This is a genomic window from Salinivibrio sp. AR647, assembly GCF_001995415.1.
Taxonomy (GTDB): domain Bacteria; phylum Pseudomonadota; class Gammaproteobacteria; order Enterobacterales; family Vibrionaceae; genus Salinivibrio; species Salinivibrio costicola.
In genome coordinates this window covers 198,991-222,906 of sequence record NZ_MUFE01000001.1, presented here as the reverse complement: position 1 = coordinate 222,906, position 23,916 = coordinate 198,991, and the positions used below count along the sequence as shown (strand labels likewise).

Here is a 23,916-nt window from a genome sequence, read left to right as displayed (position 1 = left end):
TCAGTCATTCTCTGTATACTAACGAAAGTGAGATTCGTTATCATTTATCATCATATTTAAGGACTGTTACGATGAAAAAACTGCTGATTGCCTCGGCTGTGACGGCTAGCCTGCTAGGAACAAGTACTGCGTTCGCGGCTGAAGAAGTGAATGTCTACTCGTATCGCCAACCGTTTTTGATTGAACCCATGTTTGATGCGTTTACTGAAGAGACTGGCATCAAGGTAAACGTTAAGTTTGCTAAAAAAGGCATGGCAGAAAAGGTCAAGCAGGAAGGCGAATATAGCCCAGCAGATGTCCTTCTTACGGTTGATATTTCACGCCTTAAAGAGCTGTTAAACCAAGATGTGGTGCAAGCGGTTCAAAGCGATGTGATTGATAGCAATGTGCCTGAACAGTTTCGTGATAGTGAAGATAAGTGGGTAGCGCTGACAACGCGTGCACGTGCGGTATACTCTTCTCGGGAGCGAGTTGGCGAGTTAGGTGACGATTTTGACTATCTTGACTTGGAAAAACCCGAATGGAAAGGCAAGATTTGTACCCGTTCAGGCAAACACCCTTATAATGTCTCTCTTGTGTCCGCTATCATTGAAAACCATGGTGAAGCGAAAGCCAAAGAATGGCTAGAAGGGGTTAAAGACAACCTCGCGCGTAAACCACAAGGTAACGATCGCGCGCAAGTAAAAGCGATTAAAGAAGGGCTCTGTGATGTGTCGCTAGGGAATAGCTATTACCTAGGTAAGATGCTAAACGATGAAGAGCAAACAGCGTGGGCGGAAGCGGTTTATCTAAATTATCCGGGCCAGAATACTCATGGGACACATGTCAATGTGAGTGGTATGGCGATGGCGAAGTACGCACCGAACCAAGAAAACGCGCTTAAACTTATGGAATTTTTAACGTCAGACAAAGCGCAGCATATGTATGCTGAGGTTAACTTCGAAGAGCCGGTGAAAGCGGGTGTCGAGAAGTCTGAGCTAGTGGCATCTTGGGGGGATTATAAGCACGACCCAATGCCGTTAGAGGCGATTGCTGATAACTATGCCCAATCAGTGAAGCTGTTGGATGAAGTTCAGTTCGACCTGTAAACCATCGCATAGGGGCGACGACCGCCCCTGTTGTCTTTCTCTGACGCCTTAATGTAGTAGGCCATGCGAGATAGATTACCCATTATAAAAACCAGCAGCTGGGGCCTAGCCCTGTTGCTGGTTTTGCCGATCTTAGCGATCTTTTACACCGCGGTTGGTGATACAGGTGATATTTTTCCTCACCTGTTCCAGACCGTGCTCCCTACCTATACCCTAAATACCAGTCTGTTAGTGGTTGGTGTGGTCGCGATTGCGATGATACTGGGTGTCCCGACAGCGTGGATGCTGGCGATGTATCAGGTACCTGGCAGCCGACAATTGCAATGGGCGATGGTCCTACCGCTGGCGATGCCCGGGTATATTATCGGTTATATCTATACGGACTGGTTTGATTATGCTGGGCCGTTGCAGCGCGCTTTACGGTATGCCTTTGAATGGCAAAGCGTGACCGATTATTGGTTCCCCGATATGCGCACGCTAACGGGGGCTTGCTTTGTCTTAGCGCTGGTGCTGTACCCTTATATTTACTTATTAACACGCGCTGCTTTTATGGAGCAAAGTGTGACCTTGACCCATTCTGCCCGCCTGTTGGGTTGCTCGCCACTTCAGAGTTTTCGCCGAATTTCTTTGCCGCTAGCCCGGCCCGCCATTGCCGTTGGCGCGTCGCTGGTGGCGATGGAGGCGTTGGGCGACTTTGGTACGGTCAATTATTTTGCCGTTAGCACACTGACCACGGCGGTCTATGATACTTGGTTGAGTTATTCAAGCTTAACGGCAGCAGCTAAAATATCCGCGATAATGCTGGTGGCGATTTTTCTTTTAATCAGTGCCGAGCGTTATGGACGACGTAAACAAGCCCAATTTAGTCCAAGCTCAAGCAGTGACGCAATCGAGAAAACGCCTTTGCGAGGCTGGCGTAAAGTAGGCGTAGTAGTCTGGTGCTGGAGCCTATTATCATTGGCTTTTATCTTACCGCTTTTACAGTTGGTGATGTACGCATGGCACTACTATGAAAAAAATGCCATCAGTGATTTCGCCGCGTTTAGCTATAACAGCTTTTATACCTCGACGTTGGCGGCTGTTATCGCGGTGGCTATTGCGTGGACGGTGAATGTCTATCGTCGCTTACGTGGTGATGGTATTAGTGTTGCGCCAATGCGTCTGGCATCTATGGGCTATGCGGTACCCGGCACCGTGCTCGCTATCGGGGTAATGCTGGTGCTTACGCGCGGTGATCATGTCATTAATGATGTTGCCACCGCCTATGGATGGGGCCGGCCAGGGCTGGTACTGTCAGGGACCATGGTCGCTTTGCTGGCAGCATTTGTAGTGCGCTTCAGTGCCGTTGCCATTGGTAGTATCGAATCAAGCATGGCCAAAATCCCCCCTTCGCTCGATATGGCGGCGCGAACCATGGGCTGCACAACCACAGGGGTCATTCGCCGCGTGCACCTGCCTTTAATTCGTCGTGGTACGCTTATTGCGATGTTGCTGGTGTTTATTGAGTCGATGAAAGAGCTTAATGCGGCTATTTTACTGCGTCCATTTAACTTTGAAACACTGGCCACCTATGTGTACAACTTTACCTCTGATGAACACTTAGAGTACGCCGCATTACCGGCAATTTTACTGGTAGTGGTTGGCTTAATTCCGCTTATCTTGATTAACCGGTCATTGGAGCAGAAATATCAATGAAGTGCGCCTTGTCGATTAAAAACCTGACCTGCAGCTATAACGGCACGCCTGTCTTAAAAGATTTATCGCTGCAAGTGGCACCTGGAGAGATTGTTTGCCTACTCGGTGCCAGTGGCTGCGGAAAAACCACCTTGTTAAAAGCAATGGCAGGTTTAATGCCGCTATCGGCAGGGACGCTATCGATTGGCTGTAAAGTCATGGATAATGAGCATCACTCTGTGCCACCTGAGCAGCGTAATATCGGTATGATCTTTCAAGATTATGCGCTTTTTCCGCACCTAACCGTTGCAGAGAATATCGGGTTTGGACTTTCACAGTTGGCCGCTCAAGCGCGAGCGGGCAAAGTGGCTGACATGCTTAAATTGGTCCATTTAACTGACCTTGGGGATCGTTATCCGCATCAATTATCCGGTGGTCAACAGCAACGGGTAGCGATTGCCCGTGCGCTTGCCTATGAACCCGATCTGTTATTACTGGATGAGCCTTTTTCTAACATTGACWCCCAGGTACGCCACGACTTGATTGAAGAGATCCGGCGTATTTTTAAATCACAGGGTGTGACAGCGATTTTGGTGACCCACAGTCGCGAAGAAGCCTTTGCCTTTGCCGATAAATTGGCCGTAATGAATCAAGGTCTTATTGAACAGTTCGGTGATACCACAGAGGTCTATTATCAGCCTGCAAGCCGCTTTGTGGCAGACTTTCTTGGTCAAGGGTCTTATGTTCCTGTGACCGTGTCTGAGCAAGAGCAAATGCAGACGCCACTTGGCCCTTGGCCGCGTCCTGTACATTGTCATCCCGGCCCGCATTGGTGGTTACTCCGGCCACAATTTTTAAGTATTCGGGCAGACGAGCAGGGCGAGGGACAGGTCTTGTCACAGCAGTTTATGGGAGATAGCAGCCGCTACACCATTGATATTCATGGGCAGAAGTTGTCGGTTCACGCCCGAGAGCCGCTGTCGGTCGGAGAAAAAGTGCGTTTAAATATTCGTTCTCATGAGCCCGTTTTGTTCAATGATGGGCCGAGCTTTATCGATCCCTAACGCGCATGGATGACGCATTAAAAAGCCAACGTGACGTTGGCTTTCTATCGTGCCATGGCGTTTAGCCATGCTGGCATAATACATCAATGTAATGCTGGGCCATGGCATTAAGCGCCGCTTTATCGGGCTGTTGGTGGGCTTGTAAAAATAGCACATAGCAGACCCCTGCTAGCATGCTGGCGAGCTCTCTGGGTTGATGGCGATCTGTCATTTCGCCTTTTTCGATGCCACGTTTAAATACGTTCTCGAACTGATCAACCGCATCTCGACTGCCTTTGACAAAACGTGGCCAAATATCCTCGCGAATCGACGTACTCCACTCAAACCAGACTTTCATCCACGCTTTATCGGCGAGTGCGGTATCAATTATCTGTGATGTGATACAGTTTAATGCGCCGCGCATCGATTGATCTTGCTCGGTACACTCATTAATCAACGCAATAAAGTGCTTTTCGGTTTGTGCAAGGATTTCTTCCACAAGGTCTTCGCGCGTGGGAAAGTAGTTAAAGACGGTCGCGACGGAAACGTCCGCCATGTCTGCGATATCCGCGTGCCCAGCGCGGCCAATACCGCGTTTCGCAAAAACATCTAAACCACAAGTTAATAACTGCTCTTTACGTCTTTCCGGCGACAGTCGCGTCCTTGTTCTTTCATTTGATTGAGCCATCCTAAAACCTGCCAACTTATTTTTGGTTTGTACAAATTAATTATTGTTTGTGCTAACAATTTTCTTATTAGCGATATTGAGTTTATACCAGCTATTTATCGTCTGACAACGGGCGTAAAGCTGATCTGGGCCGTAAAACGGTAATTTTGTCTGCAAAAAAAGTCATTCATTATTAAAAAGACAGGCATGGATTATTTTTTCTTATCAATCAGTGTGATAGTTAACTAGTGTGCGGGTGCAAATGGCTGACAACCGGCGTGACTGGGATCCGCAATCGATTTAGTGCTAGACTATGCCACCTTTGTTAGTGACCCCCGCGATCGTGGGGACAAACCATCGGGGCAGATATGAAACACACCGTTGAAGTGATGATTTCAGAACAGGACGTACAGGCGCGAGTAAAAGCCCTGGGCGCCGAGATCAATGAGCATTATAAAGACTCAAACGACCTTGTTTTGGTCGGGTTGCTGCGCGGCTCGTTCGTCTTTATGGCTGATTTATGTCGCGCGATTGACTTGCCACATTCGGTCGACTTTATGACCGCATCAAGCTATGGCAATAGCATGGAAAGCACGCGTGACGTGCGCATTCTTAAAGATTTGGATGACGACATCAAAGGAAAGGACATTCTTTTGGTTGAAGACATCATTGATACCGGCAACACGCTCAGTAAAGTCTGCGAAATCTTATCGCTGCGTGAGCCAAACTCGGTACGTATTTGTACCCTGCTCGATAAACCCGAGCGCCGCGAAGTGAATGTGACAGTCGATTGGCTTGGCTTTACCATCCCGGATGAATTTGTTGTCGGGGTTGGGATTGATTACGCTCAGAAATATCGCCATTTGCCGTATATCGGTAAAGTGATCCCATTGGATTAATCTCCGCAGCGACGCGTAACGCCTGTCATCACAGAGTGGCCGGTGGTTATTACGATAAATGAAAAAACCGAGCGCTTGCTCGGTTTTTTTGTAGGCACTTTTTGTAGCGACTTTTGTAGGAAACATAGCGGGTTCGGTGGGTTAGCACGTCCCCTCATGCTCTGGCGCACGCTGATAATGCGAAGCCGATAGCCCCAGTATTTCTTGTAGGCAAGATGCGACGGCGACCGATGACCAAGTTCCAGTGAGCACCCCCACAAACAGCGTTAGGGCAAAGCCATACAGCGCATCGCCACCCAGTATCAACAAGCATCCGATGGTAAACAGCGTCGTCCCGGCAGTGATCAAGGTACGCGAGAAGGTCTCGCAGACCGCAATATTGGTGCTGATATAAACACATTGGTTCGGTTTGGCTCTTAGGACATCGCGCAGCCGGTCGCCGATCACAATCGAGTCATTGAGCGAGTAACCGATTACAGCTAGCAACCCGGCAATCACATTGAGATCCATGGGCACGGCGAGAATGGCGAGTAGCCCCAAGGTGAGGGTGACATCGTGTACCAGCGCGCCTATGGCTGCTAGGGCGAGTCGCCACTCAAAGCGAATCGCCAAATAAAGCATGATCGCCAACGAGGCAACCAGTAGGGCTAAGCCACCTTGTTCAAACAGGACCTGACCGACCTGAGGGCCGACTACGTCAGCTTGAATCAAACTCACTGGCATCGATAACGCAGTACTGATTTGTACCATCACCTGCTGAGGATCTTGCCATTGAGAGGTGTGGGGCAACACTAACTGCCACTGTCCCTGTGTGGTACTTGCCTTGAGCGTGGCCAGATCGCCAAACTGACTGTGCAGGGCTGGGATCAGCGTATCACTGCCAGCCAAGCTTGGTAGCGCGAAGTCAATCACGATACCGCCGGTAAAGTCGATGCCTAGGTTCAGGCCATAATGAGTAATCGCCCAGATGCTCATGGTCATTAGCAGCGCGGAGAGAGCGAAGCTGGTATAGCGGGCTTGGGTTAAGTTCATGGTATTCATTCCTTAAATGGTCACCGCGCGGCGGCGATCACGCCCCCAAATCGGATTGATGATGGCTCGGGTGCCAACAATGCCGGTTATCATGCTGGCGCACAGTCCCAGAATCAGAGTGGTGGCAAACCCTTGTAAGGGGCCAGAGCCGACGGCGTACAAACAGGCCGCAGAAATCAAGGTGGTGATATTGGCGTCAAAAATCGTGCTAAACGCCGCGCGATAGCCGGTATCAATGGCATTGGCTAGGCTTGCGCCCGCTCGCAAGCGATCGCGAATACGCTCAAAGATAAGCACATTGGTATCGACCGCCATGCCTACCGTGAGTACAAGGCCCGCGATGCCTGGCAACGTCAGCACAGCACCGGGCAGTAGCGCGAGAAGGCCGACTTGCATCATGAGGTTGGCAGTAAGCGACACAATCGCCACCCAGCCAAAACGGCGATACCAAAGCACCATAAAGATAGCCATGCCGATCATGCCGACAGCCAGTGCGGAAAAGCCTGCTTTAATATTCTCAGCACCTAAGGTGGGACCAATGGCGCGCTCTTCGACGATTTTAATGGGGGCGGTTAATGCGCCGGCACGCAATAGCATCGAGAGGTTACGCGCTTCTTCTGGGCTCGATAGCCCCGTGATCCGAAAGCGATCACTGAGCGCACTTTGGATGGTCGCTACGTTGATCACGCGCTCGTGAGCCACCAGATCGCCCTGCGCATTGGCTTGGTACTCGCGATAAACGGTCGCCATTGGATCGCCCAAGTGCCGACGAGTAAACGCAAGCATGGTCTCGCCACCTTGTTTATCCAGGCGAATGTCGACTTGAGGACGGCGCATCTCATCGACACTGGTGCGCGCATCAATAATATGTTCACCGCCTAAAATGGCATGGCGCGCGAGCGGGACGGCATTGCGCTGCGCATCGTAGAGTGGTTTGGGGCTGGTAGGATCGAGAGCATAGAATGCGAGTGAGGCGGTGGCACCAATCACGCTTTTGGCTTGCTTAGGATCATGCACGCCAGGTAGTTCGATACGAATATAGTCTTTGCCTTGACGCTGCACACTGGCTTCGGCCACGCCTAATGCGTCGATACGCTTGCGCAGAATATCAATATTCTGACGTACGGCTTGATGACGCATGGCCTCACGCTCGGTATCTGTCATTTGCCAGCGATGGGTGGCACTGCTAAAGCGCCATTGCGGATAATGCTCAGTAAACCAACCGCTCACTTTGGTACGATCAGCGGCATTTAACATCGGCAATTGCACCGTGGTTTTATCCTGCTGGTTGAGGCTCGCGGTCGGCGGCAAGCGCTGACTGTCTAACCAAAGATTGAGGCTTTGGAGCAAGGCGTCTGCTTGATGGGTCAGTGCTTGGTCGGTGTCGACCCACAGTAATAATTGGACGCCACCGCGCAGATCTAGCCCTAGCTTAACCGGCTCGGCGCCTAGGCGTGATAGCCACGCGGGCGCTGCGGATAAATAATCGAGAGTGATCTCCGCATCGGCACCTAGGGCGCCTTTTAATTGCTGTTGTACGTTCTGTTGCTGGCTAATATCGGGCGTGATTAAGGTGACATTCCCTTGCGAGTCATAACGTACCTCACTGACGGCCTCTGGATGGGCGTTTAGCCAGCCTTGCAGCGCGTGGTGAGAGTGATGAGACACGCTCACTACAGGATGATCGCCAAAAAAGCTCGGTAATGCCTGCATGGTGAGTACGATTAGCATCAGCACCAATACAGCATAGTGCCACAACGCATACCGATTAACGGGAGTTGCTTTATTCATTTTTTCTCCTTGGCTGTGCATCGTGCACAGCAAACCTCACATCGAGTGTGAACTCGATGTCGCTACTGGGGGATTAAGGCGCACAGGCCTTCAGGAAAGCGAACGATTAACGCGAATGAATAAAGCGATATTGCAGATTGTGTTCTCGCCAGCCTCCGAGGCGGGGGAACGAAAATGCAAGATATTGGCGGGAGAGATACACCCCAAGCACGCACAAAAAGGCGATGAGGTGCCAAGCAAGGCTAACGTGCGTGGGAGGAAAAAGGGTGGCTAAATGTGGCGGTTGGGGATCGTCATCCAATAAAGGGGCTGGCAGTGCAACGCTGGCTCTTGCGGTCGACAGTAGGGCCGGTGTGTGTTGTAGCGTATGAATTTGCTGATTTGGCTGCCACGGTGAAACATGAGATTTCGCCACGGCATTAGCGATCACTGCAAACAGCATCAGGCTCGCCATCAGCCACAAGAGGAGCAGAGAGCGATGCGTAGCGTGGGATGAAGGTGTGATCGGAGTCATGGTCGTGTTGTACGACGATTCACCACCGCGCACAAGCATTATAGCGTCAGCATTGTGTCAATTTTCATAGAGAGGATGTGTGGCCGCGCCGGGGACCAAATGGCTCATCGCCGCTTGATAGTGTATCTCTAACGATTCACGGCTGTTCGCTGTCATACCGAGATCGCGTAAGATCCCGTCAGTAGTGTCGTAAAACCAGCCATGGATATTGACATCTTGGCCTCGTTCCCAGGCGGCGCGTAAAATGGTGGAGTTGCCTAAATGATAAACCTGCTCAGCGACATTGATTTCACATAAACGATTACCACGCGCTTGGGGCGGCAATTGGCTCAGATAGCTTTTATGCTTAAGGTAAAGGTCGCGAATATGTAATAGCCAATTATTGATAAGACCCAGCTCGGGATTTTCAATCGCGGCATGCACCCCGCCACATCCGTAATGACCACAGACAATAATATGCTTGATTTGCAGCACATCAACGGCATATTGCACTACCGACAAGCAGTTTAAATCCGTGTGGATCACTTGGTTGGCGACATTGCGATGCACAAACAGCTCGCCAGAGTCTAATCCTGTTAGTCGCTCAGCAGGCACACGGCTATCGGCACAACCAATCCACAAATATTCCGGATGCTGCTCTTTCGCTAGGTCGGCAAAAAACTGGGGATCCGTATCACGAATGTCTTTTGACCAGGCTTTATTGTTGGCAAATAACGCTTTTATCTGGGCCATGCTCACTCAGTCTGTTGGCAAAGTTATCAATCGTCACTATACCGCACTCTTGAGGTGTGAAATATACTGAGATCAATATTCACATTTTTTTACATCGGTCGCGTCCAGCGGATCACGCTGTGACGCTTTCAACCACTGCTCGGATAGGTTAATACGAGAAAATTCGTATACTGTTCGCTCTATCATAATCTTAACGGCAGTCGAGGTAGTGCGTGTTTGATAAAGGACGATTTGCGCAGTTGTCATTAAAGGGGGATTTATTCGGCGGGGTGACCACCGCGATTATCTCATTACCACTGGCGCTCGCCTTTGGTGTTGCCTCCGGTGCTGGCGCTGAGGCCGGGTTATGGGGAGCGATTTTGGTGGGGCTGTTCGCGTCGCTATTTGGTGGCTCTTCGACGCTGATATCAGAGCCTACGGGGCCGATGACAGTCATTATGACCGCGGTACTCACCGCCATGATGTCGCGTTACCCCGAAGGTGGCCTTGCCATGGGCTTTACTGTGGTGATGATGGCGGGCGCGTTTCAAGTGCTGATTGGCAGTTTGCGGCTGGGCAAATACGTAACCTTGATGCCGTATAGCGTGGTGTCCGGTTTTATGTCGGGGATTGGCGTGATCTTGATTTTGCTCCAACTCGCACCATTATTAGGGCAAGCGGCACCGTCCGGCGGCGTCTTAGGCACCCTGACAGCGATACCGGATTTAGTGATCAATGCCGATATTAAAGAAGTTTTTCTTGGTGTGCTCACCTTGGGTATTTTGTTTTACTTTCCGGCCAAATATCGTCGTTTTATCCCGGCTCAACTTGTCGCCTTAGTCAGTATTACCTTGGTGTCGGTACTGCTTTTTGATGCCGAGAGCATCCGCCGTATTGGTGAGATCCCGACCGGTTTACCCTCGCTAGTAGTGCCTCATATCACCGCAGAGCATTTTACCACCATGGTCATTGATGCCCTGGTGCTGGGGACGTTAGGATGCATAGACACCTTACTGACCGCAGTGATTGCCGACTCGCTGACTCGCCAAGAACATAATTCCGACCGTGAATTGCGCGGCCAGGGCGTCGCCAATATGATTGCAGGCCTGTTTGGCGCACTGCCGGGGGCCGGTGCTACCATGGGCACTGTGGTCAATGTACAAGTCGGGGCGCGTTCACCGTTATCGGGGATATTCCGTGCCGCTATTTTAGCCGCAGTCGTGTTAGTGGCGGGGGCATTAACTGCGCCGATCCCAATGGCTGTGCTTGCCGGTATTGCGCTTTATGTCGGTTTTAATATTCTCGATTGGAGCTTTCTACATCGCGCGCACAAAATCAGCTTGCAGCAAACCGGTATCATGTACGGTGTGATGGCGTTGACTGTATTTGTTGATCTGATTGTCGCGGTGGGCCTGGGTGTCTTTATTGCTAACTTACTGGTGATCGAGCGATTAAGTCGCGAGCAGGCAAAACAGGTACGGGCCATCAGTGATGCGGAAGACGATGAAGTGCCGTTAAATGATGAAGAGCGTGCGCTTTTAGATGCCAGTAATGGTCACGTACTCTTTTTCTACTTGTCTGGCCCGATGATTTTCAGTGTCTCAAAGGCCATTGCCCGTCAGCACGCTCATATCCGTGAGTTTCGGGTGATGATCCTCGACTTAAGTGATGTGCCTATGCTGGACATGACGGTAGGGCTGGCATTGGAAAACGCAATCAAAGATGCGCGTGAAGCGAATTGCACGGTATTTTTACTTTGCCCGCATGATGAAACGCGAGAGCAACTTCAGCGCCTGCATATTGGCGATTGGGTGCGTGACGCGCACATCTTCACTTCGCGTAAGCCTGCACTCGAAGCGGCCAATCGATTAGTCGAAGTCATGCCTGCGTAAGCGTATTGACTGCCAAAGCGTATTTATTCTCAACGCGCATTTATTTCCAAAAGGCAAAGTCGCGACAGCATGGATCGTGGTTAATCGCCGCCCTCGGTGCGATTAACCCTTTTTTTGTGGCGGTGTTTCTCAGACCAATACCGGTTACCATAGCAACATTGATGCGTCAGACAGCATGATGCTGATTTTATCTTAACGGGAGCTTATGAAAGCAATTGAAATCAAGGATCTCGTCAAAACGTACGGGTCCAATGTGAAGGCATTGAAAGGCGTGTCGCTCTCGGTCGAGGAGGGCGATTTTTATGCGCTGCTAGGGCCAAATGGCGCGGGGAAATCCACGACTATTGGCATACTGAGTTCGCTGGTCAATAAAACCCAAGGGCAGGTCAGTATTTTTGGCTATGACTTGGACACCCAAAAGGTGGAGGCGAAAAAGCAAATTGGTCTGGTGCCACAAGAGTTCAACTTTAATCAGTTTGAGAAAGTGCAGCAAATTGTGGTGAACCAAGCTGGCTACTATGGGGTGCCGCGAGCGCAAGCTAAAGAGCGTGCGAAGAAATATCTCTCACAACTGGATTTGTGGGACAAGCGCCATGAGCCCGCGCGTAATTTATCGGGTGGAATGAAACGGCGGTTGATGATAGCCCGTGCCTTGATGCACGAGCCGCGTTTGCTGATCCTGGACGAGCCAACCGCAGGCGTCGATATTGAGCTGCGCCGTTCTATGTGGGACTTTTTAAGCCAGATTAATCGTCAAGGGATCACTATTATTCTCACCACCCATTATCTGGAAGAAGCCGAAACCCTGTGCCGTAATATTGGCATTATCAATCGGGGGCAGCTGGTCGAAGATACCTCGATGAAGGCGCTGTTATCGAAGTTAGATGCTGAGACCTTTATTCTCGACCTCCAACCTGGGCATCAGCTCAATGCGCTTGAGGGCGTGAACTGGCAGACCACTGACACCAATACCTTGGAGGTGGAAGTCAGCAAGTCAATGGGATTAACCCCGGTCTTTGAGCAGTTGTCACAACAGGGAGTGCAAGTATTATCCATGCGTAATAAGGCCAACCGTTTAGAAGAGTTGTTTGTCACCTTAATTCAGAAAAATGGGGAGGAGCACGCATGAATGCCTTGTATTGGATTGCATTTCGTACCCTCATTTATAAAGAAGTGGCGCGTTTTACTCGGATCTGGGTGCAAACCTTGGTCCCGCCCGCGATTACCATGAGCTTGTACTTTGTCATTTTCGGTAATTTGATTGGGTCGCGTATCGGCCAGATGGAAGGTTTCAGTTACATGGAGTATATCGTTCCTGGCTTAATCATGATGTCAGTGATTACTAACTCCTACTCCAATGTGGCGTCTTCCTTTTTTAGTGCCAAGTTTCAGCATAATATCGAGGAGCTGTTAGTCGCGCCTATCCCTAACTATGTGATTATTGCCGGTTATATTGGTGGAGGCATGTGCCGTGGCTTAGCGGTGGGGGCTTTAGTGACAATGACGTCCTTGTTCTTCGTGGATTTGCAAATCGCGCATCCATTTATCGTGGTCACCACGGTGACGCTGACCTCTGCCGTGTTTGCGTTAGGAGGCCTGATTAACGCCATTTTTGCCAAAACGTTTGACGATATCAGCCTGATCCCGACCTTTATACTGACCCCGCTAACGTATCTCGGTGGCGTGTTTTATTCGCTGTCGCTGTTGCCTGAGTTTTGGCAAGGGGTGTCTAAGCTGAACCCTATCGTGTATATGGTTAACGCGTTTCGCTATGGCTTTTTAGGGGTATCCGATGTGGGGATCATGACATCATTTGGGGTGCTGTTACTGTTTATTATCGGCTTATACGCGCTGGCTTGGCGCTTGATTTCTAAAGGTACCGGCTTGCGTAGCTAAATACCACACCGCCCCAGTCAGTATGGCTGGGGCGTTTTTTTGCTCGCTGTTTGGTATACAAACGCGTATCGAGTGGACAAGGTGTCAATTAAATAAACCTTTAAGCCAACCGACGGGATCCGGCTGGCGACATCGCTTGGCAAACTGGCCATTTATGTCCCATACGGGGAGCGACGTCTCACCGCGACAATTTAGCGCGTATTGGCTACCTTGTTGGCTGACCGCCACGGTGGTGATGTCGGCAGGCCAAGGGAGTGCCAAGGGTGTCGCGCCTCGACGGTTTAAATAATCATCATAAACACGTAAAGCACCAGAGGCCCCGGTGAGCCCTGTCGATTGATTATCATCGCGGCCCAACCACACCGTGGTAACTTCTTTGTCGTCGATACCGACGAACCAGCTATCACGGTTATCATCTGTTGTCCCCGTTTTGCCTGCGAGTGCTGCATGGCGATGACGTTGCTGCAAGAAACGCCCTGTTCCCTGTTTCACCACTTGCTTCATCGCATACAAGGTCAGCCAACCGGCTTGCTCAGGCACAACACGTTCCGCTTTGGGCCAGTTTTGATACAATCCTTGACCTTCTTTGGTAGTAACGGCCCTCAGAGCCGTTAATGGGGCCCTTTGCCCTGCATTGCCCAGTGTTTGGTAGACTTGAGTGACCTCAAATGGACTCATGCTAAATGCCCCCAGAAGCAGAGAGGGAACGCGTGGAATGGTGTCAGTTTTTGCCCCTAATTGACCAAAGGTGTTAACCACACTTTCTAACCCCAGTTGCATGCCGAGGTTGACCGTTGGCACGTTATAGGATTTTGCCAAGGCGGTCAGTAATGACACGGTGCCGCGGTATTGGCGATCATAGTTGCGAGGTTGCCAACTACTCCCTTGACTGCCTTCTAAACGAATGGGCTTATCGTCAATCTTACTGGTGAGCTGAAAGCGTTCAGGCTGATTTAATGCAGTCAAATAAACCGCAGGTTTGGCGAGTGAACCGATAGCACGTTTCGCATTTAAGGCACGGTTAAAGCCTGCAAAGCCCGGGCGAGCGCCACCCACCATGGCACGGACCTCGCCACTTCGTCTGTCTGCGATCACGGCGGCGGCTTCTAGTTGATTTCCTGCGCGATGTTTAAGCGCCTTCACCTTTTCGGTCACCGCACGCTCAATCGCTTGCTGTGACACAGGATCAAGGGTGGTGAAAATACGTAACCCAGCGCCAGCGGCATATTTATCACCGACTTTGTGACGGATTTCTTCTTTGAGTTGATCAAAGTAAGCCGGTTGAGGACGCGATAGGGTAGGCGTTTTTTGAATATCAAGCGGACGGCTGGCTGCCGCTTGGTAATCGGTGCTTGACAGTCGATTTTGCTCTAGCATCAGTCGTAGCACCAGATCGCGACGACTTTTCGCGCGTTCAGGGTGGCGGAACGGGTTGTAGTAGGAAGGCCCTTTTACCATCCCCACGAGCAGCGCCAGTTGGTCTACCCGTAACTCGCTAATCGGACGTCCAAAATAGAGTCGCGCGCCTAACGGAAAACCATGTACGGGTTCGCCGCGATTTTGTCCCAGATAGACTTCGTTAAAGTAGGCTTCTAACAGTTTATCCTTGCTGTAGCGAAAATCGAGGATCAATGCCATGTAGGCTTCTTGCGCTTTTCGCCACAAGGTGCGATCGCGGGTGAGAAAGAGGTTTTTAGCCAGCTGTTGCGTTAAGGTAGAGCCGCCTTGTACGGTACGACCGGCGCGAATGTTAGCCACGAGTGCGCGTAAGATCCCCGTGGGTGAAACGCCTTCATGGTGATAAAAATCTCGATCTTCTGTGGTGAGTAACGCCTCGACTAAAAACTCTGGGAAACGCTCTCGGGGTAAAAATAGGCGTTGCTCATTGATGCCAGACTCCATCATGCCCAGTAATTTCGGCTCGATGCGTAAAAGCCCTAGCGATTGGTTGGCGCTAACGTCAGTAATCTGGTTGACTTGATTATCGCCAAAGCTCAGCATCGCATGTCGTGCGGGCGCCGGGCCATCTTCAAAATCAAACGGACGACGAATGATTTCAAGCCGTGTTTGTGAGGCCGAATACTCACCAGGACGCTTCGGCGTGCGTACTTTTTGGTAATTCAGCGCATCCAATTGCTGACGCAGTTGAAGGAGTGATACATCGCTACCTGGTGAGAGGTTAATCACTCGGCCATATACCACGCCCGGAAGCTGCCAAATTTGGCCGCTACTAAAACGGTCTTGTATCTTACCATCCAGATAAATACCGAGCATGACAACGGCGGCGATTCCCACCAGGCTGCACTTCAATCCGAGGCTTAACAAGCGTTTGCTCCAGCTCGGTTTGGCGGCGGCTTTGTTCGGCTGACGCTTCGGTGATGAACGTTTTTTATTGCTCGCGTGTGAACGTGTTTTTTTATCGGCCATACAATCGATTAACTCTGGTTAAAATGGCGTTTGGTTTGACGCGTTGGCGCATGGTTAGCCGGATCATCCGGCCAAAGGTGCTTAGGGTAGCGCCCTTTCATTTCCTTTTGCACCTCTTTATAACTCCCTTGCCAAAAGCCGGCGAGATCTTGGGTAATTTGTAATGGACGTCCGGCGGGAGAGAGCAGCTCAACTTGCACGGCAACGTGGCCGTTGGCGAGCATTGGAGTTTGTGCCTGTCCATACATTTCTTGCATTTTCACGGCCAGTACCGGTGCACTGTCCGGGGTATAACGCAGTGGATAACGCGACCCGGTTGGCACTGTTATATGTGTGGGCAGTGCCGCATTTAATTGCTTGGTCACCGCAAAGCCGAACCAGGCTTCCAACACGGGTTTGAGATCCAATTGCTGGAGCGCTTGCCAGCGTGACATGTCATGAATAAAAGGGGCCAGCCAGGTATCGAGCGAAGCGAGTAAGTCTGCATCGCTGAGTGACGGCAGCGCAATATCCAATCCCCATGCTTGGGCGCAGCGTGCACGCGTTAGCAAGGACTGGCTGGGGCTCTGCCAATTCAATGCATCAATGCCTTTTTGGCGAACGGCATCCAATAGCCCTTGTGTTTGCTGCTCGGCACTCAGCGTGTCGAGCGGTTCGCAAGCGAGGACTAATTCGCCCAAACATTGCTGCTTTTCTGCTTTCAGCGTGCCACGTCTATCATCCCATGCGACCACATCGCGATGGCTAAATAAATCGGGACGCGCATCTTGAAGCGCAGTCAGTGAGATAGCAATCGCACTATAGGCCCGACTGTCCCCCTGATCACCGGCCATTACATCACAGATGACGATGGCGTCGGCGCGGCTGAGTGGGTCTTGGCTGTCCAAGATGACGCCGTGGCCATTGGCCATCATAAAGCGGCCCGATTTTCCGCGTGCCAGTGCGATTCTATCTGGCCAAATGTTAGCGGCCAGTAGCGGCAGCAGGGTATCATCGAACTGAGGTTGCAAGGCAATGCCAACACTACGGGCTAGTGACTGTGCGCGGTGCTGATAGTCTTTGTAGGACATCGCTACGCGCAATTGGTCGATAAGTGCCAGTGAGGCCCCCGAGGTCATGGGTTTTTCGGCCCACGCCGCCAGCCAGCACGCGGTGGATAGCGTCGAGGTATCGGCTTTTTCAACGCGTGCCAACATGGCGGCAGTACGAGGGCTGGCTGCCAAGTGGCTTGCGCGTTGCCCCAAGGTGGTTAATCCGTGGCGTGCATCAATCAGCCCTAATTGTGTCAGTCTTAGACAGGCGGCTTGCCAATGTTTGGTGGGCGGTACGTCAAGCCAATGTAAATCTTTGACGTCGCAGCCCCACTGGATCACATTGAGGGCAAGATCGGTTAAATCTTCACGCAAAATAGGCGCAGTCGGTGCAACTGGTAAGCGCTGAAATTGCTCTTCACTATAAAGCCGTAAGCAGTGTCCATGTGCGAGGCGACCTGCGCGGCCCGCTCGTTGGATCGCAGCACTGCGCGTGACTTGTCTTGTCACCAGCTTATCAAGGCCCGTTTGCGCTTGATGCATGATCATGCGCTCAAGCCCCGCATCAATCACCAGCTGGATCCCTTCAATGGTTAAGCTGGTCTCAGCAATGTTGGTGGTGAGTACTAACTTGCGCATGCCAGCCGGTGCGGGATAAATAGCCGCTTGCTGGGCTGAAATATCAAGGCTGCCGTGGAGTAAGTGGAGATCCATGTCATTAGCAAGGCGCCCTTTAATGGCCTCATGAACCTGTCGAATTGCGCCCATACCGGGAAGAAAAAGCAGTGCCGAGCCGCTGTGCTGAGCCATAAAATCCAAGCTCGCACTGGCAACAGCACTTGCCCACGGTGTGTGCCGTGAAAGCGGCTGATACTGATAATGAATCGGGAAACTGCGCCCCTCAGTGGCGAGTGTGAGTGCGTTGGGCAAATACTGACATAAGGCTTGATTATCTAGGGTGGCGGACATGACGACCAAGCGCAGATCGTCACGTAACCCTGCTTGGCAATCTAAGCTTAATGCGAGGGCAAGATCAGCATGTAGACTGCGTTCGTGAAACTCGTCGAATAAAATCAGGCTCACACCGTCGAGCATGGGATCAGTTTGCAGTAAGCGGGTCATCACCCCCTCGGTCACGACTTCTAATCGTGTGTTAGCACTGACTTTTGTCTCGCCACGCATTCTTAACCCTACCGTTTGGCCGATAGGCTCATTCAAATGATGGGCGAGGAAGCGGGCAATATTGCGCGCCGCAAGCCGACGCGGCTCCAGCAACACGATTTTTCCCTCTCGCGTTGTCTGCTCAAGCAGCGCGAGTGGCAAGCGTGTTGATTTCCCGGCACCCGGTGGCGCGGAGACGATGATCTGTGGATGCGTTGATAGCCCGGCGATAAGGTCAGGAATCACGGTATCAATCGGAAGCTGAGACAAGAATTTGCCCTTTGTGTCAGAATCAAAGCCGCTATTTTAACGGACTGAGTGTAAAAGGAGAGCCCATGCGACTATTTTTCGCATTAGGTTTGGACGAGAAAACCAATCAAACCGCTCGGGAGCAACTTGTTCGCTACAACCGTCATCTTTGTGGTGAGGGGCGCGCGGTGCCCGAACAGAACTTACATCTCACCTTGGCGTTTTTGGGGGAGGTCCCTGATACCAAGCTCCCTGCGCTCCAAACCGCGGCAAGTAACCTGGCTCTGCCTGCGTTTTCTCTCACTACCTCAGGTGTTGAAGTATGGGAGCAGCCGAAAATTGCGTGTGTGACGTTCAACCAACCCCCGCCGGAATTGTTTGATCTAGCCCATCACTTACAAACCTTACCTGTTTGGCACGCTAACGCGGACAGTCATGCGTTTACTCCGCATATTACCTTGCGTCGTGGCGTTAAGCATCAACAAGCCTTACACCTGCCACCTTTGCCAACACAGACATTTGCCTGTCAACGCTTTGGCTTATATGCTTCGTCTTCCTCCGCGTCGGATGAATCGATACCGCGAGACAATGAGGGGCGGGCGTTATACCAATGCCTGCATCAATTCAGCCTTTGTTAATCATCAGCAGGAACGGAAGATGCAGTTTTCCCCACCACTAGCGTCGGCAACCTTAGTACGTCGTTATAAACGGTTTTTGACCGATGTGACCTTAGACAATGGCGAGCGCCTGACCATCCATTGTGCCAATACTGGCGCAATGACCGGGTGTGCAACGCCCGGAGATACTGTGTGGTACTCGACGTCAAATAATCCGAAGCGTAAGTATCCACACAGTTGGGAGCTCAATCATACTCAGCAGGGAGATTGGATTTGCGTGAACACCACGCGTGCCAATACCTTGGCCGTTGAAGCGGTGCAAGCTGACCGTATTCCTGAACTAGCCGGTTATGCACAATTACAGACAGAAGTACGCTATGGCAGTGAAAATAGCCGTATTGATTTGCTGTTACGTGACGATGACAAACCCGACTGCTATATAGAAGTAAAGAGTGTCACTTTATTAGAGGGTGATGGTTGGGGCGCATTCCCTGATGCTGTCTCGACGCGAGGACAAAAACACCTCCGTGAGCTGATTGCGATGGTCGAACAAGGACACCGCGCGGTTTTATTGTTTGTTGTTTTGCATTCGGGGATTGAAAAAGTCACAGGTGCCCCCCATATCGACCCGGATTATAACCAGCTGCTTAATTATGCGCTGGCCTCGGGGGTTGAAGTCATTTGCTATCAAGCTCAGGTGTCAGCGAGTGAGCTAAATCTGGTTAATTCCGTACCTTTTGTTGCTCACACAAAAAAAGTGTAAGCATGTTCACATTGGGCGTTGCGGGGCATAAATCAAAGATTGCCACCCTAAAGGCTTTCTGCTATAGATAGCGCCCTCATTTGACAGACACGTGTCATGTCAAGGTTTTTTAGGAGAAGCTGAATGCCAGAAAGCAAAGAAAAGAAATCGCTGGGCATCCTGGCCTTAGCTGGATTAGAGCCATACCAGGAGAAACCTGGAGAGGAATATATGGGCGAGCCACAGCTCGAGCATTTCCGTAAAATCCTCAATGCATGGCGTAATCAGCTCAGGGAAGAAGTCGACCGCACCATGAATCATATGAAAGATGAGGCGGCAAATTTCCCCGATCCTGTCGATCGTGCGGCGCAGGAAGAGGAATTTAACCTAGAGTTACGTAACCGAGATCGTGAGCGTAAGCTGATCAAGAAAATTGATAAGACACTCCAGCGTATCGAAGACGATGATTTTGGCTTTTGCGACTCATGTGGCATCGAGATTGGCGTTCGTCGCTTAGAAGCGCGTCCAACCGCCGAGCTATGTATTGATTGTAAAACACTCGCTGAGCTGAAAGAAAAGCAAATGGCGGGATAATCATCACTGAGGGAGTTGCGCGCAAAAATATCGCGGGCGGCTATCATCCCACAAAATAGTAATCACCCCATAAAACAAAAGGGAGCTTCGGCTCCCTTTTTGTGTTTGTAGACGCTTGTGTTCATGCAAGATCCCCGTACAATTTGCGCTATTCATTATCCGCCCATGGCGCTGAGACCCGAGTTCATTCGTTTATCATGACATCGCACGCTGCTTATATCGGTCGTTTTGCGCCGTCGCCATCAGGGCCTTTACACTTTGGCTCATTGGTGGCTGCGCTGGGCTCTTATTTAGATGCTCGCGCCCATCATGGCCGATGGCTGGTACGGATTGAAGATATCGATCCGCCACGAGAAAAGCCGGGCGCGGCTAGTGAGATTCTGCGCACGCTTGAGGCGTACGGCCTATATTGGGATGGTGCGGTTCGTTATCAAAGCCAGCATCTAGGTGACTATCAGGCGCAAATTGATGCTTGGCTCGCGTCAGGACGCGCGTATTATTGCACGTGTACACGGCGTCAAATTAAACAGGCAGGTGGCGTCTATCCAGGTTGGTGCCGAGATAAAAACAAAGCGGCTGAACACGCTGCGGTGAGGCTAAAAAGTCCGGTTGAAGTGTTAGCGTTTAACGATCGACTGCATGGTTCGTTGCCTCTTGATCAGCAATTGGCTAACGAAGACTTTATCATTAAGCGCCGAGATGGGCTCTATGCGTATAATCTTGCCGTCGTGTTAGACGATATTGACCAAGGGGTCACAGACATTGTCCGAGGGGCGGATTTAATTGTTCCAACGGGACGCCATATTGGATTATATCGTCTGTTAGGCGCGCGACTGCCGCACTACCTGCACCTCCCGTTAGCATTAAACGCTGAGGGGCAAAAACTATCGAAACAAAATCGTGCGCCAGCTATTGATAATCAAGCCCCGCTGCCTGCGTTACGTGCAGCGATGCGGTTTCTTGGTTTACACGCAGTCGCAGAGGAAAAGGTGGCAACGCCTACTGAATTACTGAATCTTGCGGTCAATACGTGGTCGTTGACGCACTTACCCAAACAAACGGAAGTGACGACAGCATTCTAAAATGGCCCACCCTGATATATTATATGCCGCTGTTTCATGGCCCGAACAATCAAATATGAGGTGAGCTATCTTTAATCGAGTGACCAGCTTTTGCCGTAAGGTTCTGAATCGTGATGGTAAAACACGAGCAATTGAGGATCTTAAGTTGGAAGTTATCCCCCGCAAAGCACACGGCATTTCGCGCAAAGGTATCAGCGAAAATGCGCTGAAAGTGCTCTATCGCCTGCATAAAGCGGGCTATGAAGCGTACCTCGTTGGCGGAGGGGTGCGCGATCTGCTATTGGATCGCGAACCCAAAGACTTTGATATCGCCACCAATGCCACACCGGATGAGGTGCGAAAGTTATTCCGTAATTGTCGTCTGATTGGCCGCCGTTTTCGCCTTGCCCATATTTTGTTTGGACGAGATGTGATTGAAGTGGCAACCTTTCGAGGTCATCACGGTAAAAGCGAGCCAGACAAAAAAGACAAGCAAACAGCACGTTCTGAAGACGGTATGCTGCTGCGCGATAATGTCTACGGCACCATTGATGAAGATGCGCAGCGCCGCGACTTCACCATTAATGGACTGTATTACAACATTGCTGACTTCTCTATTCGTGATTATGCCGGTGGACTGGACGATCTAAACAATCGCATTGTTCGCCTGATCGGGGACCCAGAAACGCGCTATCGAGAAGATCCGGTACGTATGCTTCGAGCCGTGCGTTTTGCGGTGAAGCTGGACATGACCATTAATGATGCAACCGCGGCACCGATGGTTGAGTTGGCGCCCTTATTACAAGACATTCCCGCGGCACGTATGTTTGAAGAAAGCTTAAAGCTGCTGCAAGCGGGGCAGGGGCTTGCAACCTACCAAATGCTGCGTGAGTACAACTTATTTCAGCAGCTTTTCCCTGCGGTCGCGGCCCACTTTACTGAAGCGCAAACCAGTCAAACTGAACAAATGCTTGAGCAGGTGTTACGTTCAACGGATAAACGCGTTGCTAACGATCAGCGCATCAATCCCGCTTTCTTATTTGCGGCGATGCTTTGGTATCCCTTGGTGACACGTGCTGAAGAAATGGCGTTTGAAAGTGGTTTAAGTTACTACGATGCTTTTATGGTAGCGGCGAGTGATATTGTTGACGAACAAGTAAAAACCGTTGCCATCCCTCGCCGTTTTACCGCGATGGTGCGAGAAGTCTGGCAATTACAAATGCGCATGACCCGTCGTACGGGAGCGCGCGCATTCAAAACGTTGGAAGAGAAAAAATTCCGCGCGGCGTTTGATTTGCTAGAAATGCGCGGTGCGGTAGAAGGTGATGACACGGAAGCATTGTGTGCGTGGTGGCGAGACTTTCAACGCGCCGATCAGGGTGGGCGTCAAAAAATGGTGCGTGCGATCAATAAGATTAGCAACACGCGCTCTCCTAAATCACGCCGTCGTAAAGGGCCGCCGCGTCGGCGCAAACCGCAGTCGAACTCAGACGCATGAACCGAGTGTATATAGCGATTGGCAGCAACCTAGGTGAGCCGATAAAAAAAGCACAACAGGCGATTGCGGCACTAAAAACACTGCCGCAAAGTTCTTGGGTGGCCGTGTCTTCTCTTTATACCAGTCGGCCAATGGGGCCAGCGGATCAGCCTGATTATGTCAATGCAGTGGCTGCGCTGGACACCTACCTTGACCCTCTGACACTATTGGATGCCACGCAAGCGATTGAGCTTGATTATGGCAGGGAACGCAAAGCAGAACGTTGGGGCCCAAGAACCTTAGATCTCGACATTTTGCTTTATGGTGACCGTGTTATCGAGCATCCACGACTGACGGTGCCACATTACGGCATGAAAGTACGTGAGTTCGTGCTTTATCCACTTGCCGACATCGCCCCCGACTTGTGCTTGCCGGATGGCAGTACGCTCGCCGCGTGCCTGACGCGCGTGGATCGTAACGGTTTAACCCGTATCTGCGATCACGCTTAATCGGTGGGCCCCAGTTTCAGGCTTTGGGAGACACAATGAAAAAAATCACAATTACTGATCTGATCACATGGAAGCAACAAGGACAAAAGTTTGCATCCCTTACCGCCTATGATGCGAGCTTTGCTCAGCTGTTCGAGCAACAGGATGTCCCTGTTTTGCTGGTGGGCGACTCCTTAGGTATGGTGCTACAAGGGAAAAGCGATACCTTATCCGTATCCGTTGCCGATTTGGCCTATCATACGCGTTGCGTGCGTGCAGGCAGCCCGAATAGCTTGTTAATGGCCGATATGCCATTTATGAGCTGTACAACGCCCGAGCAGGCGTGTACGAATGCCGCTGAATTGATGAAAGCGGGCGCCAACATGGTCAAAATTGAGGGCGGTGCCTGGTTAGCACCAACCGTAAAAATGTTGACTGAACGTGCGGTGCCGGTTTGCGCGCACCTGGGCCTGACACCGCAATCGGTGAATATCTTCGGCGGCTTTCGCGTGCAAGGGCGTGACGATGAAAAAGCCGAACAGATGGTGGCCGACGCCGTTGCACTAGAGCAGGCAGGTGCACAAATCATCCTACTTGAGTGCGTGCCAGCGTCACTCGCCAAGCGGATTACCGACACCGTCTCGGTACCTGTCATCGGTATTGGAGCCGGCAGTGACACCGATGGTCAGATTTTGGTCATGCACGATATGCTTGGCGTATCGGCTAACTATATGCCCAAATTCTCGAAAAACTATTTGGCAGAAACAGGTGATGCCCGCGAAGCGGTGGCCAAGTACGTGCAAGAAGTGGCGAGCGGCGAATTTCCCGGTCCCGCCCACACGTTTAAATAGAGAGACCGAGT

General features: G+C 51.1%; 21 protein-coding genes. 14 read left to right on the top strand and 7 right to left on the bottom strand.

All coding sequences use genetic code 11. The features are described 5' to 3' along the window. Positions 1-71: 71 nt before the first annotated feature. The 3 genes from BZG76_RS01030 (at position 72) to BZG76_RS01020 (ending at position 3,826) form a co-directional block, all read left to right on the top strand. Complete coding sequence (locus BZG76_RS01030; protein WP_077459841.1) at positions 72-1,088, top strand: Fe(3+) ABC transporter substrate-binding protein; 1,017 nt, start codon at positions 72-74, stop codon at positions 1,086-1,088. Positions 1,089-1,151: 63 nt separating this feature from the next. Continuing rightward, entirely contained in the window at positions 1,152-2,783 is a 1,632-nt protein-coding gene (locus BZG76_RS01025; RefSeq protein WP_077459840.1) for an ABC transporter permease, read from the top strand. Continuing rightward, positions 2,780-3,826: an ABC transporter ATP-binding protein gene (locus BZG76_RS01020; RefSeq protein WP_077459839.1), complete on the top strand. Its 1,047-nt coding sequence runs from the start codon at positions 2,780-2,782 to the stop codon at positions 3,824-3,826. Before BZG76_RS01025 ends, BZG76_RS01020 begins: the two co-directional genes overlap by 4 nt. A 61-nt stretch (positions 3,827-3,887) precedes the next feature. On the opposite strand, the gene BZG76_RS01015 is transcribed toward BZG76_RS01020, so the two are convergent. Further along, a complete protein-coding gene (locus tag BZG76_RS01015) occupies positions 3,888-4,493 on the bottom strand; it encodes a TetR/AcrR family transcriptional regulator (RefSeq protein WP_077459838.1) in 606 nt (201 codons plus the stop codon). 347 nt (positions 4,494-4,840) lie between these two features. Here BZG76_RS01015 and hpt point away from each other — a divergent pair, with 347 nt between their 5' ends. Then, a complete protein-coding gene (hpt, locus tag BZG76_RS01010) occupies positions 4,841-5,371 on the top strand; it encodes a hypoxanthine phosphoribosyltransferase (RefSeq protein ID WP_021024183.1) in 531 nt (176 codons plus the stop codon). A gap of 141 nt (positions 5,372-5,512) precedes the next feature. On the opposite strand, the gene secF is transcribed toward hpt, so the two are convergent. From secF to can, 4 genes are all read right to left on the bottom strand, one after another. Continuing rightward, the gene (gene secF / locus BZG76_RS01005; RefSeq protein ID WP_158009956.1) at positions 5,513-6,403 is read right to left on the bottom strand and encodes a protein translocase subunit SecF; all 891 of its coding nucleotides are present in this window, start codon (positions 6,401-6,403) and stop codon (positions 5,513-5,515) included. Positions 6,404-6,415: 12 nt separating this feature from the next. Then, a complete protein-coding gene (gene secD, locus BZG76_RS01000) occupies positions 6,416-8,194 on the bottom strand; it encodes a protein translocase subunit SecD (protein ID WP_108742877.1) in 1,779 nt (592 codons plus the stop codon). 106 nt (positions 8,195-8,300) lie between these two features. Further along, positions 8,301-8,636: a hypothetical protein gene (locus BZG76_RS15300; RefSeq protein ID WP_131825130.1), complete on the bottom strand. Its 336-nt coding sequence runs from the start codon at positions 8,634-8,636 to the stop codon at positions 8,301-8,303. Between the two features lie 129 nt (positions 8,637-8,765). Beyond that, positions 8,766-9,440, bottom strand: a complete 675-nt coding sequence (gene can, locus BZG76_RS00995; RefSeq protein ID WP_077459835.1) for a carbonate dehydratase — start codon at positions 9,438-9,440, stop codon at positions 8,766-8,768. Between the two features lie 212 nt (positions 9,441-9,652). Here can and BZG76_RS00990 point away from each other — a divergent pair, with 212 nt between their 5' ends. The 3 genes from BZG76_RS00990 to BZG76_RS00980 all read left to right on the top strand — a co-directional run bounded on the left by BZG76_RS00990 (position 9,653) and on the right by BZG76_RS00980 (position 13,207). Next, positions 9,653-11,311 carry a SulP family inorganic anion transporter gene (locus BZG76_RS00990; RefSeq protein WP_021024188.1) on the top strand — a complete coding sequence of 553 codons (1,659 nt, stop codon included), beginning with the start codon at positions 9,653-9,655 and terminating at the stop codon, positions 11,309-11,311. 205 nt (positions 11,312-11,516) lie between these two features. Then, positions 11,517-12,440, top strand: coding sequence for an ABC transporter ATP-binding protein (locus tag BZG76_RS00985; RefSeq protein ID WP_021024189.1), 924 nt, complete (start codon positions 11,517-11,519; stop codon positions 12,438-12,440). Continuing rightward, positions 12,437-13,207, top strand: a complete 771-nt coding sequence (locus BZG76_RS00980; protein ID WP_077459834.1) for an ABC transporter permease — start codon at positions 12,437-12,439, stop codon at positions 13,205-13,207. Before BZG76_RS00985 ends, BZG76_RS00980 begins: the two co-directional genes overlap by 4 nt. 84 nt (positions 13,208-13,291) lie before the next feature. Here the strand turns inward: BZG76_RS00980 and mrcB are convergent, their stop codons facing one another. Beyond that, positions 13,292-15,634, bottom strand: coding sequence for a penicillin-binding protein 1B (gene mrcB, locus BZG76_RS00975; protein WP_077459833.1), 2,343 nt, complete (start codon positions 15,632-15,634; stop codon positions 13,292-13,294). Between the two features lie 8 nt (positions 15,635-15,642). After that, positions 15,643-18,096: an ATP-dependent helicase HrpB gene (hrpB, locus tag BZG76_RS00970; protein WP_077459832.1), complete on the bottom strand. Its 2,454-nt coding sequence runs from the start codon at positions 18,094-18,096 to the stop codon at positions 15,643-15,645. 65 nt (positions 18,097-18,161) lie between these two features. Between hrpB and thpR the strand changes: the two genes are divergently transcribed. From thpR to panB, 7 genes are all read left to right on the top strand, one after another. Continuing rightward, positions 18,162-18,713 (top strand): RNA 2',3'-cyclic phosphodiesterase, encoded by a 552-nt coding sequence (gene thpR, locus BZG76_RS00965; protein WP_077459831.1) that lies wholly within the window; start codon positions 18,162-18,164, stop codon positions 18,711-18,713. A gap of 19 nt (positions 18,714-18,732) precedes the next feature. Next, positions 18,733-19,455: a DNA/RNA nuclease SfsA gene (sfsA, locus tag BZG76_RS00960; protein WP_077459830.1), complete on the top strand. Its 723-nt coding sequence runs from the start codon at positions 18,733-18,735 to the stop codon at positions 19,453-19,455. A gap of 123 nt (positions 19,456-19,578) precedes the next feature. Then, positions 19,579-20,028 carry an RNA polymerase-binding protein DksA gene (dksA, locus tag BZG76_RS00955; protein ID WP_021024195.1) on the top strand — a complete coding sequence of 150 codons (450 nt, stop codon included), beginning with the start codon at positions 19,579-19,581 and terminating at the stop codon, positions 20,026-20,028. 197 nt (positions 20,029-20,225) lie between these two features. Then, positions 20,226-21,110 (top strand): tRNA glutamyl-Q(34) synthetase GluQRS, encoded by an 885-nt coding sequence (gene gluQRS, locus BZG76_RS00950; protein ID WP_021024196.1) that lies wholly within the window; start codon positions 20,226-20,228, stop codon positions 21,108-21,110. A gap of 79 nt (positions 21,111-21,189) precedes the next feature. Next, positions 21,190-22,587, top strand: coding sequence for a polynucleotide adenylyltransferase PcnB (gene pcnB, locus BZG76_RS00945; protein WP_077459829.1), 1,398 nt, complete (start codon positions 21,190-21,192; stop codon positions 22,585-22,587). Beyond that, complete coding sequence (gene folK / locus BZG76_RS00940) at positions 22,584-23,075, top strand: 2-amino-4-hydroxy-6-hydroxymethyldihydropteridine diphosphokinase (RefSeq protein WP_077459828.1); 492 nt, start codon at positions 22,584-22,586, stop codon at positions 23,073-23,075. The genes pcnB and folK overlap by 4 nt, the downstream gene beginning before the upstream one ends. A gap of 35 nt (positions 23,076-23,110) precedes the next feature. Continuing rightward, positions 23,111-23,905, top strand: coding sequence for a 3-methyl-2-oxobutanoate hydroxymethyltransferase (gene panB, locus BZG76_RS00935; protein ID WP_021024199.1), 795 nt, complete (start codon positions 23,111-23,113; stop codon positions 23,903-23,905). The last annotated feature ends 11 nt before the right edge of the window (positions 23,906-23,916 follow it).